Origin of the sequence: Paraburkholderia panacisoli (assembly GCF_008369935.1) — a bacterium.
GTDB lineage: Bacteria > Pseudomonadota > Gammaproteobacteria > Burkholderiales > Burkholderiaceae > Paraburkholderia > Paraburkholderia panacisoli.
The window spans coordinates 74,117-88,092 of sequence record NZ_VTUZ01000013.1 but is presented as its reverse complement, the minus strand read 5'-3'; the positions used below and the strand labels follow the sequence as shown (position 1 = coordinate 88,092).

Annotated in this window: 14 protein-coding genes and 2 pseudogenes; 7 read left to right on the top strand and 9 right to left on the bottom strand. The window is 60.3% G+C overall.

Going from position 1 to position 13,976, the window contains the following annotated elements:
* Window positions 1–56 precede the first annotated feature (56 nt).
* Complete coding sequence (locus tag FVF58_RS20615) at window positions 57–386, bottom strand: hypothetical protein (protein WP_149671710.1); 330 nt, start codon at window positions 384–386, stop codon at window positions 57–59.
* A 312-nt stretch (window positions 387–698) separates the two neighbouring features.
* Between FVF58_RS20615 and FVF58_RS52845 the strand changes: the two genes are divergently transcribed.
* Both FVF58_RS52845 and FVF58_RS20605 read left to right on the top strand, forming a co-directional pair.
* On the top strand, window positions 699–944 hold the full coding sequence (locus tag FVF58_RS52845) for a hypothetical protein (protein WP_149671709.1): 246 nt from the start codon (window positions 699–701) through the stop codon (window positions 942–944).
* A 26-nt stretch (window positions 945–970) separates the two neighbouring features.
* The gene (locus FVF58_RS20605; RefSeq protein WP_149671708.1) at window positions 971–1,180 is read left to right on the top strand and encodes a hypothetical protein; all 210 of its coding nucleotides are present in this window, start codon (window positions 971–973) and stop codon (window positions 1,178–1,180) included.
* A gap of 130 nt (window positions 1,181–1,310) precedes the next feature.
* Here the strand turns inward: FVF58_RS20605 and FVF58_RS20600 are convergent, their stop codons facing one another.
* The 3 genes and pseudogenes from FVF58_RS20600 to FVF58_RS20590 all read right to left on the bottom strand — a co-directional run.
* Window positions 1,311–2,960 carry a tetratricopeptide repeat protein gene (locus tag FVF58_RS20600; RefSeq protein ID WP_246217134.1) on the bottom strand — a complete coding sequence of 550 codons (1,650 nt, stop codon included), beginning with the start codon at window positions 2,958–2,960 and terminating at the stop codon, window positions 1,311–1,313.
* Between the two features lie 134 nt (window positions 2,961–3,094).
* On the bottom strand, window positions 3,095–3,406 hold the full coding sequence (locus FVF58_RS54795; protein ID WP_425468958.1) for a transposase: 312 nt from the start codon (window positions 3,404–3,406) through the stop codon (window positions 3,095–3,097).
* A gap of 89 nt (window positions 3,407–3,495) precedes the next feature.
* Window positions 3,496–3,666 (bottom strand): annotated as a pseudogene (locus FVF58_RS20590) (transposase zinc-binding domain-containing protein); the annotation flags it as partial.
* Between FVF58_RS20590 and FVF58_RS20585 the strand changes: the two are divergent.
* Window positions 3,649–4,167: pseudogene (locus FVF58_RS20585) on the top strand (transposase); the annotation flags it as partial. The pseudogenes FVF58_RS20590 and FVF58_RS20585 sit on opposite strands and share 18 nt — an antisense overlap.
* A 264-nt stretch (window positions 4,168–4,431) precedes the next feature.
* On the opposite strand, the gene FVF58_RS20580 reads toward FVF58_RS20585, so the two are convergent.
* Together FVF58_RS20580 and FVF58_RS20575 are read right to left on the bottom strand one after the other, a co-directional pair.
* On the bottom strand, window positions 4,432–4,758 hold the full coding sequence (locus tag FVF58_RS20580) for a putative quinol monooxygenase (RefSeq protein WP_149671706.1): 327 nt from the start codon (window positions 4,756–4,758) through the stop codon (window positions 4,432–4,434).
* Window positions 4,759–4,873: 115 nt separating this feature from the next.
* The gene (locus FVF58_RS20575) at window positions 4,874–5,251 is read right to left on the bottom strand and encodes a nuclear transport factor 2-like protein (protein ID WP_149671705.1); all 378 of its coding nucleotides are present in this window, start codon (window positions 5,249–5,251) and stop codon (window positions 4,874–4,876) included.
* A 136-nt stretch (window positions 5,252–5,387) separates the two neighbouring features.
* Between FVF58_RS20575 and FVF58_RS20570 the strand changes: the two genes are divergently transcribed.
* A complete protein-coding gene (locus tag FVF58_RS20570; protein ID WP_149671704.1) occupies window positions 5,388–6,290 on the top strand; it encodes a LysR family transcriptional regulator in 903 nt (300 codons plus the stop codon).
* A gap of 303 nt (window positions 6,291–6,593) precedes the next feature.
* On the opposite strand, the gene FVF58_RS20565 is transcribed toward FVF58_RS20570, so the two are convergent.
* Complete coding sequence (locus FVF58_RS20565) at window positions 6,594–7,151, bottom strand: BON domain-containing protein (protein WP_149671703.1); 558 nt, start codon at window positions 7,149–7,151, stop codon at window positions 6,594–6,596.
* Window positions 7,152–7,867: 716 nt separating this feature from the next.
* Between FVF58_RS20565 and FVF58_RS20555 the strand changes: the two genes are divergently transcribed.
* On the top strand, window positions 7,868–8,107 hold the full coding sequence (locus FVF58_RS20555; RefSeq protein ID WP_149671701.1) for a CDGSH iron-sulfur domain-containing protein: 240 nt from the start codon (window positions 7,868–7,870) through the stop codon (window positions 8,105–8,107).
* Between the two features lie 15 nt (window positions 8,108–8,122).
* Here FVF58_RS20555 and FVF58_RS54790 read toward each other — a convergent pair whose 3' ends face one another.
* Complete coding sequence (locus tag FVF58_RS54790; RefSeq protein WP_425468957.1) at window positions 8,123–8,302, bottom strand: hypothetical protein; 180 nt, start codon at window positions 8,300–8,302, stop codon at window positions 8,123–8,125.
* Here FVF58_RS54790 and FVF58_RS20545 point away from each other — a divergent pair.
* Both FVF58_RS20545 and FVF58_RS20540 read left to right on the top strand, forming a co-directional pair.
* The gene (locus FVF58_RS20545; RefSeq protein WP_149671700.1) at window positions 8,228–8,521 is read left to right on the top strand and encodes a hypothetical protein; all 294 of its coding nucleotides are present in this window, start codon (window positions 8,228–8,230) and stop codon (window positions 8,519–8,521) included. The genes FVF58_RS54790 and FVF58_RS20545 overlap by 75 nt on opposite strands.
* Before the next feature lie 565 nt (window positions 8,522–9,086).
* On the top strand, window positions 9,087–10,337 hold the full coding sequence (locus tag FVF58_RS20540) for an ABC transporter substrate-binding protein (RefSeq protein WP_149671699.1): 1,251 nt from the start codon (window positions 9,087–9,089) through the stop codon (window positions 10,335–10,337).
* Between the two features lie 147 nt (window positions 10,338–10,484).
* Here FVF58_RS20540 and FVF58_RS20535 read toward each other — a convergent pair whose 3' ends face one another.
* Window positions 10,485–13,736: an AAA family ATPase gene (locus FVF58_RS20535; protein WP_149671698.1), complete on the bottom strand. Its 3,252-nt coding sequence runs from the start codon at window positions 13,734–13,736 to the stop codon at window positions 10,485–10,487.
* Window positions 13,737–13,976: the final 240 nt, after the last annotated feature.

Here is a 13,976-nt window from a genome sequence, read left to right as displayed (position 1 = left end):
TTGTCTTTTGCGCGCCCGGTTCGCCTATTTCATCTGCCTGCATTGCTGCTACGCATCTATCCACGTGTCTCGGGCATCTCGCCAATGTCGATCAATCTGACTGTGCGTGCCGGCTGCTCGCTCAGCTCGTCAAGCAGATCGGCCATTTCGCAAAGCACCTGGAAATCGTTGTCGTCAAGCTGGTCCGCGTGATAGCGCCGTAAGTCGCGCATCGTTTCGCCAATCCGTCTCACCGCCTGGGGCGTGCTGTCGATCATTGGCCAGCAATGCATCAGATACGCAAGCGGCGTCACACTGCGCAATTCGCACCACGCATCAAACAGACGCAGACAGATCGAGTTGACCTGCTCCACGATGTTCTCACGCTCGGACAGATAGGCAATCATTATGTGTCGGCTTAAATCCATTTCAATAGCCCATCATCTACCGACCAGTTTAGTGTGGCAGTCAGCACAGGCTGGAAAACCAACGTGTGACTTCCTGATTCCGGTGTCAGGAAATCCTGAACGCGATTCGCACGAAAAACGGCGAACCGGATCCCTGAAAACGCCGGCAACACCCTGCCTCGCACCGCCTCTCCCTAAGGAAATCCTGACGGCGCAAATCGGCACTTCCTGAGTCAACATTCCGCCACTGCCGATTGGACGCCTGTACGCGTGCCGCTAGCATGGATTCATCGGGCATCAGGAGAACATACGGTGGCGGCCAATTCATCACTGCGCACTCAGATCGAGAAACTGGTGGGCTCGACACGCGACCCTGCGGCACGCGTGCGACTGCTCGACCGCTCGCGCACAGGCGGCACGAGGCGTGTCTGCATTCAGATCGAGCGCCCTACAGGGTCGTTCTCTGTCTTCTTGTTTCGCCACGCTGACGGCATGTGGCGCGTTTTTCCGCCGAACCGGCGCCGTCCGGAGATGGGGCGTGGCCGCCAAGCCGCATGACCGATATGCGAGCCCAGGAGGCGCATATGCATGACGACGCTTCGGATGCACTGTCGCAACACATGATCGACCTGCGCACATGGATTAGCGACTGGTACGACCATGCGTTCAAGGCGGGACTCGTCCGGCCGCCGTTCACGGTTGACGATGCAATCGTCGAGCGGCTGGAAGGCTACTTCAAGGCGGGGCTGACACCCGCCGAGGGTGCGATCGCGTTCTTTGGCTTCGTGCACTGAGAGCACAGCGAAGCAGTTCGAAGAAACTCACTTGCGTTTGGCGCACCTGCTGCAACGGCTTCCTGCCGGGACGATAGCCGAGCTGACCGACTGCATGATCGCGTAGCGCAAAAACAGTTGGCCGTGCGATCTACGGCGCTTGCGTTGCGTCGAGAAGACGGGCGGCTTCACGCCTCGCCTGCTCGGCCTCACGCGGTCGTCGGAACTGGCTGAAGAGTGCGCCCAGGTTGCCGAGTGTCCGTGCTTCATCCTGACGATAGGCCATGGGATCATCTCGCGACAGAGTCCGGTAAAGGTCCAACGCGTTCCGGTAGGCGTCTTCCGCCTCGCGTGGGCGCCCGGTGTGACTGAAAAGCACACCTAGATTGTTCAGCGTCCGCGCTTCGTCCGGCTGGTAGGCTGTAGGGTTGTCTCGCGCGAGCGCACGATAGATTTGCAACGCATCCTGATACGCCTGCTTTGCCGCAGCCGGCCGTTGCGTGGCGCGATAGAGCGCGCCAAGGTTGGTGAGCGTGCGTGCCACGTCGGGCCGATAGAGTGCTGGACTCTCCCGGCCAAGCTGCTGCCGGATCGTCAGCGCCTCCTTGTATGCGTGCTCTGCTTCCTCGTGTCGCTGCATCGCGCTATAGAGGTTCCCGAGATTGTTGAGCGTACGCGCGAGTGCCGGGCGATAGGCCGCGGGGTTACCGCGCACGAGCGCGCGCTGGATGTTCAGCGACTCGCGATACGCCTTCTCAGCATCGCTCGTTCGTTGTGCGGCGTCGTACAGGATGGCGAGGTCGTTGAGCGTTGTCGCAATCTCGGGCTTGTAGGTCTTGGGGTCGCGATAAGCCAATGCACGATCGATGCTCAGCGCTTCGCGGTAGGCATCCGCGGCCTCCTGCAGGCGCTGTGTATCGCGATATAAGACGCCGAGGTTGTCAAAAGTTTCTGCCACAGCGGGCCCGTAGGCCGCAGGGTCCTGTCGCGCCAGTGCCCAATAGATCTCCAGCGCCCGCAGATAGGCGACCTCCGCCTCCTTTGGCCGTTGCAGCCCAACATAGAGGTTGCCAAGCTTCTCCTGCGTACGCGCTATCCGGGGTTGGTAGGCGGCGGGCTTCTCCTGCGCGAGCACCTGATAACGCGACAGCAGCGTGTGGTAAATCGGTGCCGCACGTTCGAACTCGCGTTGCTCTCGCAAAGTGTCGGCAAACGCCGTCGCAATGTCGGCGTTTTCCGGTTGCAATGCGTAGGCCTTTTCCAGGAACGGCAATGCATTCAGCGGCGAAAAGCGCAGCAATTCGATTTCGGCAGCCTCATAACAACGTGCTGCGAACACCTGCTGGGTCTCCTGCTTTTCGGCAAGCAGCGTGCCAAGGCGTTTTGACGCACCCTCCAGATCGACGCGTCCGAGCGCTTCGTTCACTTGTACTTCAAGAGGATCGGAACTCCTTGCGATCGACCTTCGACGCAGCAAATCCTCGTAACGTGCAGCCCATTGCTGGGCTTCAGCTACCAGGTCTACGTCGGGCTGCGCCCTAAGTTGCTCGGCCAAGTGCTCGATTAGCGGTTCGATGTTGGTGACCGGGGTATCAGTCTTGCGGTCAATGCGGCTCGATTGCCCATATACGGCACTCAGTATCACGTTGGCCGCCCGCGCGAGCGAGACCATCTGGACATTGGAGAGCCCGGCGGCTTTCGCCGCGCGGCTCAGCCCGGTGGTCATGCGGTCGAGGGTCCGGACGGGGAAACCACAATCGGCCTCCACCTTGAAACCGTCTTTGACATCGACGTCGGACAACGCCGGAGCACACGAACTAGCGATCGCAGCGCGGCATCCCATGAACAATACCGCCATCGCCACGCCCGATAGCGTCTTGCGCGTACTCATTTCCCGCGGGCCTGAAGTCAGACTACCCAGACTTCGCAATGAATTCAACGGCTTGCGTGCTTCTGTCTAACTTTTTGCCCGGAGAACAGGCCACTTCCGCTGTGGCTTTCCGGCCGTTTATGTTTGCAAGTTAGACGTCGGGATCCCGGCCCGATGAGCCCGTGCCATGTAGGTGCCGACGAGCCATTGACCGGTATGCCGCCTGTGTCGCGATCAGCCTGCGTCACCCAGTTGTAGATGGTCTGTGCAGTCGGCTCGAACTCCTTTTCCAGTTCCTCCGGCCTGCGTCCAGCCTTCACCAGTTCGACCATTTGCGCCCGAAATTCCGCCGGGTACGGGGTACGATGCTTGCCCATAATCGGCACCTCCTTCTCCAAAGGATAGATGTCCGCTTTTCTGGGTCAACTTCACTTGACCTGCAAGATCTGCGTCAGCAGCTCGCCATGCAGCGCCGGTTGCGGCAGGAGTTGTACGCGACCTCAATGTGGTCGCAGCCGGAACAGCGCAACACATGCCCGCCCAGCGCCGCAGTGCGGCACTGTTCGATGGCCGACATGGCCTTCAGCTGCCCCAGGCACAGCTGCGCGCGACACTCGCCGCGATTGACATGTTCGATGAAGAGATCGCCGCGCTCGCGCGCACGCTACCCGACTTCGCGCTGTTTGACTCGCTGCCAGGCGCGGGCCCTCATCTGGCACCGCGCGTGCTCGCGGCTTTCGGCGAGCAACGGGAGCGTTTCCACAGCGCGACTGAGGTGCAGCAGTACACCGGCATCGCACCGGTCACCGAGCGCAGTGGCAAGAAAAGCTGGGTGCATTGGCGCTGGCAGTGTCCGAAATTCCTGCGCCAGACCTTCGTCGAATGGGCCGGCCAGACGATCAACCAATCGTTCTGGGCCGGACTCTACTATCGGCAGCAGCGCGCAAAGGGAAGTTCATACCAGGCCGCGGTGCGGGCGCTGGCGTTCAAATTGATACGCATCCTCTACCGTTGCTGGCAGACGCGAAAACCCTACGATGAGAGCGCTTATCTGAACGCGTTGAGAACACATGGCTCGCCACTTCTCGAACACGCGACGCTACCAGGAAGCGCCGCGCTTTCCTCTGAAACCACTTGACGGACTGGCTCAGGGCGTGTTGCGGTCATTCGAGATCGGTCAAATTCGTCGGCCGCGAATGGCCGCTGTCGAGAAAATCGAATGCTCCTTGTCGACCCCAAACCAGCCGGTGGCGAATGGCCGCTTCCGGGGAGTGAACGAAATCTCGAGGTGTACCGCCTCTATGTGTTGGTACGACGTCGCCGCCGATCGTGAGTAGCAGTGGCATTTGAAGTCCATCGCGACAAAGGCGTGGCAGGGACATTCGACTCCATTCCAATGACCCTAGATGGTCGCCGCGTCCCCGGCCGAGGGAACGCCGTAGAGCACCTCGTTGAAGAAGCGAATTCTTTGGGGTTCCTTCAAAAGCTCACCGATTTGCGCGGCCACGCCCTCCCCGGTGCGCCAGGCGAAATAGGCAAGGTAGGCATCGCGCGACTCCCAGCGTTGCACCGAGATAATGTAGTTAGGATCGTCCTGATCCTGGCGGATCGAAATCTCTTCGGCGCCGCCGTGCTGCAGGCTCGACGGCAGCAATTTGCGCAAGAGCGCGATCAAATCCTCGGAACGACCATCCTTGGTTTTGAGCTCGGCAATGATGTTGATGCTCATGTTGTCATGTCCTCTCTTGGTCCGGCTCTGTCGTGGGAACCGGTCGCCACCGGCTGAAATGACCTCATCGCTCGCAGGCAATCCTGCTTTGCGCGCAGCGCTCCAGGCGATCCGATCAGATCGCAGGTTCGGCGACGGCCGTGTTCAGCATGATGACCAACTGGGTGATCAGCCCGTCCTGAATGTTGAAGTAGTAAGTCAGCACGACGGGATCGGGCAGCTTGCTCTTGTCGAAGGTGCCGTCGACCTTGCATCGGACGATGATGCTGCCGTACTGCTCATAGGCAACCTGCGGGTCTAGCGTGACCTTGTCTCCGAAAATCTCCTTGTCGGCCCATTTACGAATGGCCTCGTGGCCGAGGAATTCGCGCCGGTTATCGTTGAGCAGGGCGTCGGGCGCCAGAGTTGCCATCAACAACTCGGGGTCAGGCGCATTGTGAGCCCGGATGTGGTCCTTGACGACCAGCGGCAGTTCGTTGGTGATGTCTTTCATTGCATTTTCCTTCTCACAGTGGGCCCGTCCCTGTGACGAGCTCGATGCCATTCAATCTATCAATTCCCATTGCGGTATGGAACTGAGTCATCTGGAATACAATCGATTCCAGTTTAGAATGAATTAGGAGACGCCTATGGATCGTCTGGACGCGATCGGCCTGTTGGTTCGAGTGGTCGACTCCGGCAGCTTTTCTGCGGTTGCCCGCACACTCGGCGTCGGCCAGCCAGCGGTAAGCAAGCAGGTCGCTGCGCTCGAGGCGCACCTTGGTGCTCAACTGTTGCAACGAACCTCGCGCAGCCTGACGCTCACCGAGGCTGGGCGCGACTTCTACGAATCCGCCGTGCGCCTTGTGGGCGATATCGAAGCCGCCGAGTCCCGCGTTGGGCGCGGCCGGATCGCACCCTCTGGCTTGGTGCGCGCCACCGTGGCGCTGGTTTTCGGCCGGCTCTATGTTGTGCCCCGATTGCACGAATTCTTCGCCCGCTATCCGGAGGTGACAGTCGACCTGGTGGTCGCTGACCGCCTCATCAACCTGGTCGAGGAGGGTATTGATGTCGCCATCCACAATGGCGAGCTGTCGGATTCCAGCCTCATTGCCAGGAGGATCGCACAGACCCCGGTCATCACCGTCGCCACCCCCGCTTATCTGGCGGCACACGGCGAGCCCGCGACGCCGGCGGAACTCGAGCGACACTCCTGTGTGATCTATGCCCCACAAGGCGCGCCGCGCGTCTGGGGATTCGCCGGCAGGTTCGGCGCGATCACCTATCAGCCCAAGGGCGCTTTCCGTACCAACGATGCCGAGCAAATCCGCGCCGCTGTCCTGGCCGGTCTGGGCTTGGCCCACACACCGGGCTGGCTATTTGATTCGGAAATCGCCTCCGGTGCCGTGCAGCCGGTGTTGACGGACTTCGAACCCGCCCCGCTGTCAATTAGCGCGGTCAGGTCCGGCAGCCGGTTCCTGGCCAGCAAGGTCAAGGTCTTCATCGACTTCCTGGCAGAGATCTTTGCCGAGCAGTCCGGTCTCGCCCTATAGCCAGCGAAGGATGCGAAGCGGCTACCTGTCCAGTCTGGACCTCTAGCAAACGATCCTACGCCCGCACCTTTTAAAGGCAGCTGAAATCCTGCGCTGAAGATGGAGGAATACCGTCCACGAACGACCGCTTCGGGGTGGTCAATTCGGGCTATCGAGAGACGGGTAATGGCCGGACTGAGACCTTGCTGCTCTGCGTCCCTGCCAGCCTGCGCGACCGGCTTTCGCAGGTGACACAATGATTTCGCGTCTCGAAACCCTTGTTGTTCCCCGAGGCTGAACCGGCATGGACATGCGTTATCCGGTCTACGGCACCGGGCTGTCGACCGCGCCCGCTTTCATGCTGCCTTGCGCTGACCGGCCCTTGCGGAACTGCGCATAAGGCACCCCCCGCTCCGGATGCGCAGTAGTTTCATCGATGACGCGCTCGACATCGGGAACCTCGCGTAGCGCGGCCATGAACTCCGCCACCGGAAAGTTCGGTGCCACGCAGCCCTGGACCAGCATCCAACGCTGCCACACCGTCACCCACAAGGTACTCTGGCGCCACCCCGGCAGGTTGGCCGACAGCCATTGCAGCCGGCGGTGCGTGCTGTCGGCAATCTCCTCGTCGTAAGCGAAGGCGTTCGGCAGGCGGCAGCGCCCTTCCAGCCAACAGTGGTTGCCGTGCTCGATGCGGTGATGCGATTCGCGCTTCCACTCGGCTTCATTCACGCGCGGGCCGGCGGGCTCCGGGCAGTTGGGAATCGCAGAGGAGACCTGGAAGAACGGGTCATGACCGCGGTTCTGCAGGTCGTCCTCGGCATGCGTGCAGGGCGTCACCAGCATCAGCGCGCACAGCATGCAGCGGTAGTCGATCGTCATCGATGTCCTCCTGAGTCCGGCTTGATGCGAGGCGCCCCCCCGTAGCACTCCGCCCCCGGAGGGCCAACTCCTGCCATGTCTCCATATCTGGTTTTACTAGAAATCCACACCGGCAGGCGCCACCGCGATCACCGGACTTGTCCGGTCCGGCCAGCGGATTCAACTGCCTAACCGCGGTACCCGGGTCATCCCCACTTTGCACTGACCTTCGGTCTGTGCGCTTTTTCGCATTAGCCCTCCACAGTGCCGGACCAGTTCGTCCAGCCCCAGACCGAACGGTCGAGATCGACCCGGAAGGAGGAAATCCGGGGCGATCTTCGTGAAGTGGGCGCGGCACTCCTCGAGGCCGATGTCCGGCGGTAGGTCATAGAGGACGATGGCGGTGATCTCGCGTACCTCCTTAGGTCGACGGGTCGTTGACTTGCTGTAAGCCCGGGCATTCACGGGCGCGCGTCCAACATAGGCGTCCCGGACGGTCGGGCCGCGACGTGGCATCTGTCGATACCTCTTCGCCCCTGGATACCGGCGGACAGTGCGGCGCGAGATGCACCAAGCGCTTCTGGGCGAGGTCGTCCGCCAGAAACCAGGCCGAGCCGGGGCATGTCGCACCTTCGCGCGGTATCAGATGTAGACTGAAATTGGACTTGTATTCAGGTTGCTGCATCGAGTGTCCCGACTGTGGGGGACCGCGCGATTCACACTCATCGGAGACGCAAATGGCGACTGCTATCATCACCCCCCGGAACGACGGCCCGTACCACATCAAAGGCGACTTCAAGATTACCACCCAAGGCGGGAAAGAAATCGAGGTGACTAAGGATGAGGTCTGGCTATGTCGATGCGGCCACTCGCACAACAAGCCATTCTGCGATGGCTCGCACAAGAAAGCCGGGTTCCGAAGCGACCTTGACGAAGAGCCGCAGGAAGGCCAAACACCTGATGCGTCGAACCAGTGATCGCCGTGAAGTTCGTCAGGGCCGCTTGTGACCGGCATCTGCGTATCGTGGCCGGCAACTGCGAGACTGAACGAAAATACCCATGCGTGGGTCGATGAGAAAATATCGAGGAGACACGAGATGAGCCTCCTGCCAGCTTCCTTCGCCCATGCTTATCTCCACGCGCGCAATCTGAGCCGCACCGGACCAGGCCACGCCGCGAATGGCCAGTTCACCGCGCCGGACCTCCTAATCAGGTGCCGGCTCGGTGATCAAAGCCCGCACGCGCTGCAGCGTGACCGGCTCGCGGACGGTTTGGCCATCGCGTTCACATTCATACCAATACTTGTCGACCTGGTAGTGCCCGGCGAACGGCCGGTCGATGAACTCGATTTCAGTCAGCCATTGACGACGAGAACTGACCATTCGAGCTGAAGATTAAATGCGCATCTCTATCTGTTGCTTTTCCGCAACCGAGGCTCTGTCGTACGCCCTGTTGCGTTTGACAACGTGGGGTGCTGCGTCGCCTCCCAAGGCAGTCATTGCGTGCGGTCAGCTCCGCTGTTGCGATAAGAACGCGGTTTTCGCAACAGCGGCATCGTCAACGGCCGCCCGCAGCGAATGACGGAGCGACTTGCGGCTGCTTTGTGACGACGCGAGAGGCGCTTGACGACCCCCTTGCGGTCGTCCGACCCCGCGCTACCAAAGCGGCGGCTTACCGGGTATAAGGGCCAGTCGGGTCGCTCCACTTCGTTGCCCAGGATAACGGACTGCGCAACACGCCGCACCTTTGTCCCATAAAACGCAATGCCGCTAGTACCAGTCAGCGACATAGACGACCCCGGCAGGAGGCGCGGCTTCCGGCGTGTTGCCGTCTCCCAGCGTTCCCTGCCGTCTTGTTCCCACGCGGGAAAATGGCCGAGGCCGCGTGCTGGCCCGGCCTATTCTAGAGGGAGCGCTCCCTGCCTATCGGGCAAGGGCGCACAAGCGGGAGCGACCCATGAGCAGGCTGATTCTCCGGCGCAAGCAAGTACTTGTGTCTTTCACGCTGAGCAAAGTTGCCGTAGGGCTTGCGTTTGCAGGTATTGCAGTAGCGGCAAACGCCGACACGGTCCGGATCACCGTCTCGCACTACAGTGACGCGACTGGCCCATACTTCAACAAGATGGCGCAGGAGTTCGAGAAAGCTAACCCTGGTACGACAATCAAGGTCGAAGAAGTAAACTGGGACACGCTGCAACAGAAGCTCCAGACGGACATCATGGGTGGTGCGAACTCGGACCTGGCGATTGTCGGTACCCGCTGGTTGCTGGACTTCGTTAAGGACGACGTCGCCGAGCCCCTTGATGGCTACATGGACGTGAGCTTCAAGGACCGCTTCATTGGCCAGATGCTGGCGCCGGGTGAAATTAAAGGGAAGGTGTATGGCTTGCCGATCGCTGCTTCAACACGCGCGCTGTACTACAACAAGGACTTGCTTGCGAAAGCTGGTTATCCTAATGGTCCGAAGACGTGGAACGACGTAATCGATGCGTCAAAGAAGCTGAAAGCGATCGGAATCGCCGGCTTTGGTCTTCAAGGCAAAGAGATCGAGACAGACGTCTATTTCTATTATGGACTCTGGAGTTACGGCGGAGACGTGATCGGCAAGGACGGCAGGGCTGCTTTCAATTCGCAGGCTGGCGTGGAGGCCGCAACGCTGTACAAAACAATGATAGACGAAGGTCTGACCGAACCGGCGGTCACCGGGTATAACCGTGAAGGCGTACAGAACCTGTTCAAGCAGGGGCGTGTGGCAATGGTTATCTCTTTGCCCTTACTGTCGAAGCAGATCGCGAAAGAGGCGCCGAATCTGAAGTACGGTATCGATCCCATTCCGACCGGAACGACGCAGGCCACCTATGCGGTGACCGATTCAATCATGATGTTCAAGAACTCCAGGGTCAAGAAGAGCGCCTGGAAGTTTCTCGACTTCCTCTTCACAAGGGGCCCGCGCGTCGAATTCTCGAAGACAGAAGGCTTCCTGCCCACGACGAAGGCTGAAGCCAGCGATCCGGCGCTCAATGGCCCAGACACCAAGGCGTTCATCGCGTTGTTGCCGAACGCGCGCTTCGCACCGACTGTCACTGGCTGGGAAGACACCGGGAAGGCCGTGTCGGATGCGATGCAATCCGTCTACCTGGGAAAGGCTCAACCCGCCGCGGCACTGAACGCGGCAGCCGAAAAGGCAAACCAGTCGCTAGGTAAGTAATGCGATGGTGGTAATTGAGATTTGATGCAGACTAGCGCGCGAACGGTTCGCGGCGAACGGTGCGGGGTGAAACGAGGTTCTACCAGGCCATGGGGTTTTATGCCAGAAGGCGAGTTGGCGTCTGCTGCACGTTGCTCGGTCAATGCTTCATTTCCGACCATCCTTTTGCAGCCGGGAAAGTCCATTCAGGCACTGTGCTTGCAACGGACGCATTCCAAGGTCTTGGGCGATCGTCAACGCCATGCGATAGTGGTTATGAGCTTCCTCGACCCGGGGTGCGGTAGCGTCGACATCCGAGACAAGATCCCCCATCAGGCACCAGGCCCAAGCTTCGTTGCCTCGTTCGCCGGAGGCTCGAGCAAGATCAATGGCGTCATGTGCATGAGTGAGGGCTACATCTTGTCGACCAGCGAGCTGGCATACTCGACCGAAAATTGAGAGCACTAGCGAGTGTCCGAACGTTAAACTACTCGCCGCCGCTTGGCGAACTGCCTCTTCCAGAAGAACCAGTGCCTCATCGGTCCGGCCCAGTGAAGCATACGCCGCCCCCAGACAGGAGGCTATCCGAGGAACGTAGTATGGAAACTCAGCGCTCTTGCACATGGCCAGTGCTGGCTCAAGTGCCTGGACAGCAACGTCGAGTTTGCCTTGAATAAGGTGCATCCGTCCGACACCGTGGCCAGCAAAGATCAGTTGCTCTGGCTCATTTATCCCTCGGGCAATGTCGGTCGCCTCGTGTCCAAGGACGGCAGCCTCGTCGAATCGGCCGAGTTCGGCAAGACACAGCACCAACCAGATACGAGCGTTGACGCGCGTGTATTTTACGTAAGCCTCATCGGGGCCGAGGCCGTGGCCAGGGGCTTCATGGAGGAGATCTAGCGCCTGCCGAGCATGTACCATCGCGCGTTCATAGTCTCCGCAGCCATACCGTGACCTTGCCAGCATCATCGTAGCCCAAGCCTTCGCATCGGGGTCGCTTCGCCGTTCCGTCAACGCCAGGGCGCGTTCCCCTGCCTCGACGGCGCCGACCGAATCACCTAACGAACCGAGCGTGAAAGCCAACCTTGATAGAACGCGCGATAGGCGTACCTCGTCGCCAAGTCCTTCGGCAAGATGTTTCGCGTTCTCCAGATTCGCTCGGTTCCGTGTCAATTCTCCGAGAGAATAAAGCGAGTGGTTAAGATCCCACCGGATGTCGATGACTTCACCGAGTGTGTTGGCCGAGGACGGCAGGACTGCATAGGCAGTCAGGGCTTTCTCCAACAAGACCGACGCCTCGCGATGAGCGGCGCGTTTTGCAGTATTGTTACCGGCACGCCGCCATAGCCGGGCCGCCTTTTCCGTCAATCCGGCTTGGGCGCAGTGTTCGGCCAGGATTTCCGGTTGTTGGTCCGCGACGTCAGAAAAATGATTCTCGAGCTCCGTTGCGATGCGGGCATGGAGTTGACGTCGCCTGTCCCGCAGCAGGGAGCTGTACGCGGCGTCTTGCACCAGGGCGTGCTTGAAGGTGTATTCAGCGTCCGGTGGTGCCCCGCGCCGGAAAACCAGCTCGGCACTGACGAGATGCTCCAATGCGTCGTCCAGGCGCTCCTTGGGCATCGACGCGACCGCGCTGATCAGTTCATAAGAAAATCGCCGGCCGATTGCAGCGGCGATCTGCGCTACATCCCGCACCGGGGCCAGGCGATCGAGCCGCGCCATCAGCGAAGCGTGCAGCGTCATCGGGATCGCCAGTGGTGGCAGTGGACCATCGAGGACGTAGCGCCCGTTCTGTTCCCGTAGCAGGCCGCTCTCCAACACTGACTTGGTCAGTTCCTCGACAAATAGCGGTATTCCATCCGTATGCTCGATGATCCGGTCTGTAACCTCTTTCGGTAGTGCCTTGCCAAAGGTTATCCGCTCGATCATCTCCGCTCGTTGCCGAGGGTGCAGACGATTGAGCGTAAGGAGCACCACCTCTGAGCGGCCGATCCACGGAGAGATGAAATCAGGCCGGAAGGTGACGATCAGCAGGACAGGCAGGGTTGCAATACGATCGACAAGCTGGTCCAGCGCTTCGAGTGAGCTGGGGTCGGCCCAATGCGCGTCTTCAAACAATATCAGCAGCGGCTGACGCATGGCCAGACCCTCGATCTGCGCAATGATTGTGCTAAGCGTCTTCTCCTTGTGCTTCTGCGGCGTGAGGTTAAGGGTTGGGTATCGACCTTCTGTCGAGATCGATAACAACGCCGCCACCAGCGGAGCAGCTGCGCCCGGATTGTCGATGGCCAACGCGAGCACCGCCTCGAGTTTGTCGAGACGTTGTACAGCAGTATCGTCGCGCCGCAAACCAGCCGTACGCTCGAGCTGGGCGATGAACGGGTAGAAGGCGCTGTCTTGATGGCGGCGCGAGCAGAAATACCGCAAGCGGGCGTGCGGCTCAAACTGGAGCCGCTCTTTAAGGGCGGCCGTCAGTCGCGATTTCCCGATACCCGGCTCGCCCGAAAGCAGCACAACCTGCCCCTCGCCGTTCTTCACTCGCTGCCATCGGCGGAGCAACAGCTCGATTTCCTCGTCGCGCCCGACGATTGGCGTCAGCGTGGTCCCATGCAGCGCCTCGAACCGGCTTTCGACCCTGCTGGGGCCGAGCACTTGCCAAACCCGCACTGCTTCGCCAATACCCTTCACAGTGGCCAGGCCCATGTCGCGGTAGTCAAACAGCCCGCCCGTAAGCCGCTGCGTGCTCGTAGAAATCACCACTGTTCCGGGCTCGGCTAATGTCTGCAGCCGGGCAGCGAGATTCGGCGTCTCACCGACAACGCCACGCTCCAGGGCTGCGCCTTCGCCGATGAGATCACCGACTACCACTACACCGGTAGCGATCCCGATCCGCACTCGCAAACCTTCGTCCGTCCCGGAATCGAGTTTGCCGATGGATCGCACAAGCGTCAGCCCCGCGCGTACCGCCCGTTCCGCGTCGTCCTCATGCGCCCGGGGATAACCAAAATAGGCCAGGACACCGTCGCCCAGGTACTTTGCGATGAAACCACCGGCCGTGGTAACGATATCTCCGCAACCCCGGTAATAGGCGCCGATGATCTTCCGCATGTCTTCCGGATCGAGTCGCGTCGACAGGGCAGTCGAATCGACCAGATCGCAAAACATGACGGTGAGCTGGCGTCGGTCCGCGTCATCACGTGGCACAGGCGCGGCCGCGACAGGAGATATTGCAACGGCGCTGTCGCCAAGTTCGGCTATCGCGCGCAGCATTTTGCGGCGATGCCCAAGCAAGACACCCAGATCCTTGAGATCCTGGTCCGTGAGATCGCGAAGGACCGAGCGATCGATACCATTCTCGGCAAAGATCTGAACATACTCGGACAAGCCGAGTGATGCTAACCACTCTGCAATGCTCCCCACCGCTTGTCTCCTGAAGGCGGCTGCCCCATGCAATGGTAGGAAAAATATTCGTTCCGCGCTTGTCGACAATCAGCGCGGCGGCCGGCTGCAACCAGAAGTGGTTTATTCAAGTCGTTGTGCGGTGCCGCTAACGTATGATTTAGTCCGCTTCCTGACGGCACGCGAACTGGGCTGTGAGATTGTTGGTTGCCCGTGGATCCGGGTCCAAACCTGCGTGTCAGGTCTTCCCGCGGAGGCTGA

Coding starts and splice junctions, on each gene's coding strand:
- FVF58_RS20615 (WP_149671710.1), bottom strand. CDS start 386: ATGATTGCCTATCTGTCCGAGCGTGAGAACATCGTGGAGCAGGTCAAC.
- FVF58_RS20605 (WP_149671708.1), top strand. CDS start 971: ATGCATGACGACGCTTCGGATGCACTGTCGCAACACATGATCGACCTG.
- FVF58_RS54795 (WP_425468958.1), bottom strand. CDS start 3,406: ATGGGCAAGCATCGTACCCCGTACCCGGCGGAATTTCGGGCGCAAATG.
- FVF58_RS20580 (WP_149671706.1), bottom strand. CDS start 4,758: ATGAGCATCAACATCATTGCCGAGCTCAAAACCAAGGATGGTCGTTCC.
- FVF58_RS20575 (WP_149671705.1), bottom strand. CDS start 5,251: ATGAAAGACATCACCAACGAACTGCCGCTGGTCGTCAAGGACCACATC.
- FVF58_RS20570 (WP_149671704.1), top strand. CDS start 5,388: ATGGATCGTCTGGACGCGATCGGCCTGTTGGTTCGAGTGGTCGACTCC.
- FVF58_RS20565 (WP_149671703.1), bottom strand. CDS start 7,151: ATGACGATCGACTACCGCTGCATGCTGTGCGCGCTGATGCTGGTGACG.
- FVF58_RS20555 (WP_149671701.1), top strand. CDS start 7,868: ATGGCGACTGCTATCATCACCCCCCGGAACGACGGCCCGTACCACATC.
- FVF58_RS20545 (WP_149671700.1), top strand. CDS start 8,228: ATGAGCCTCCTGCCAGCTTCCTTCGCCCATGCTTATCTCCACGCGCGC.
- FVF58_RS20540 (WP_149671699.1), top strand. CDS start 9,087: ATGAGCAGGCTGATTCTCCGGCGCAAGCAAGTACTTGTGTCTTTCACG.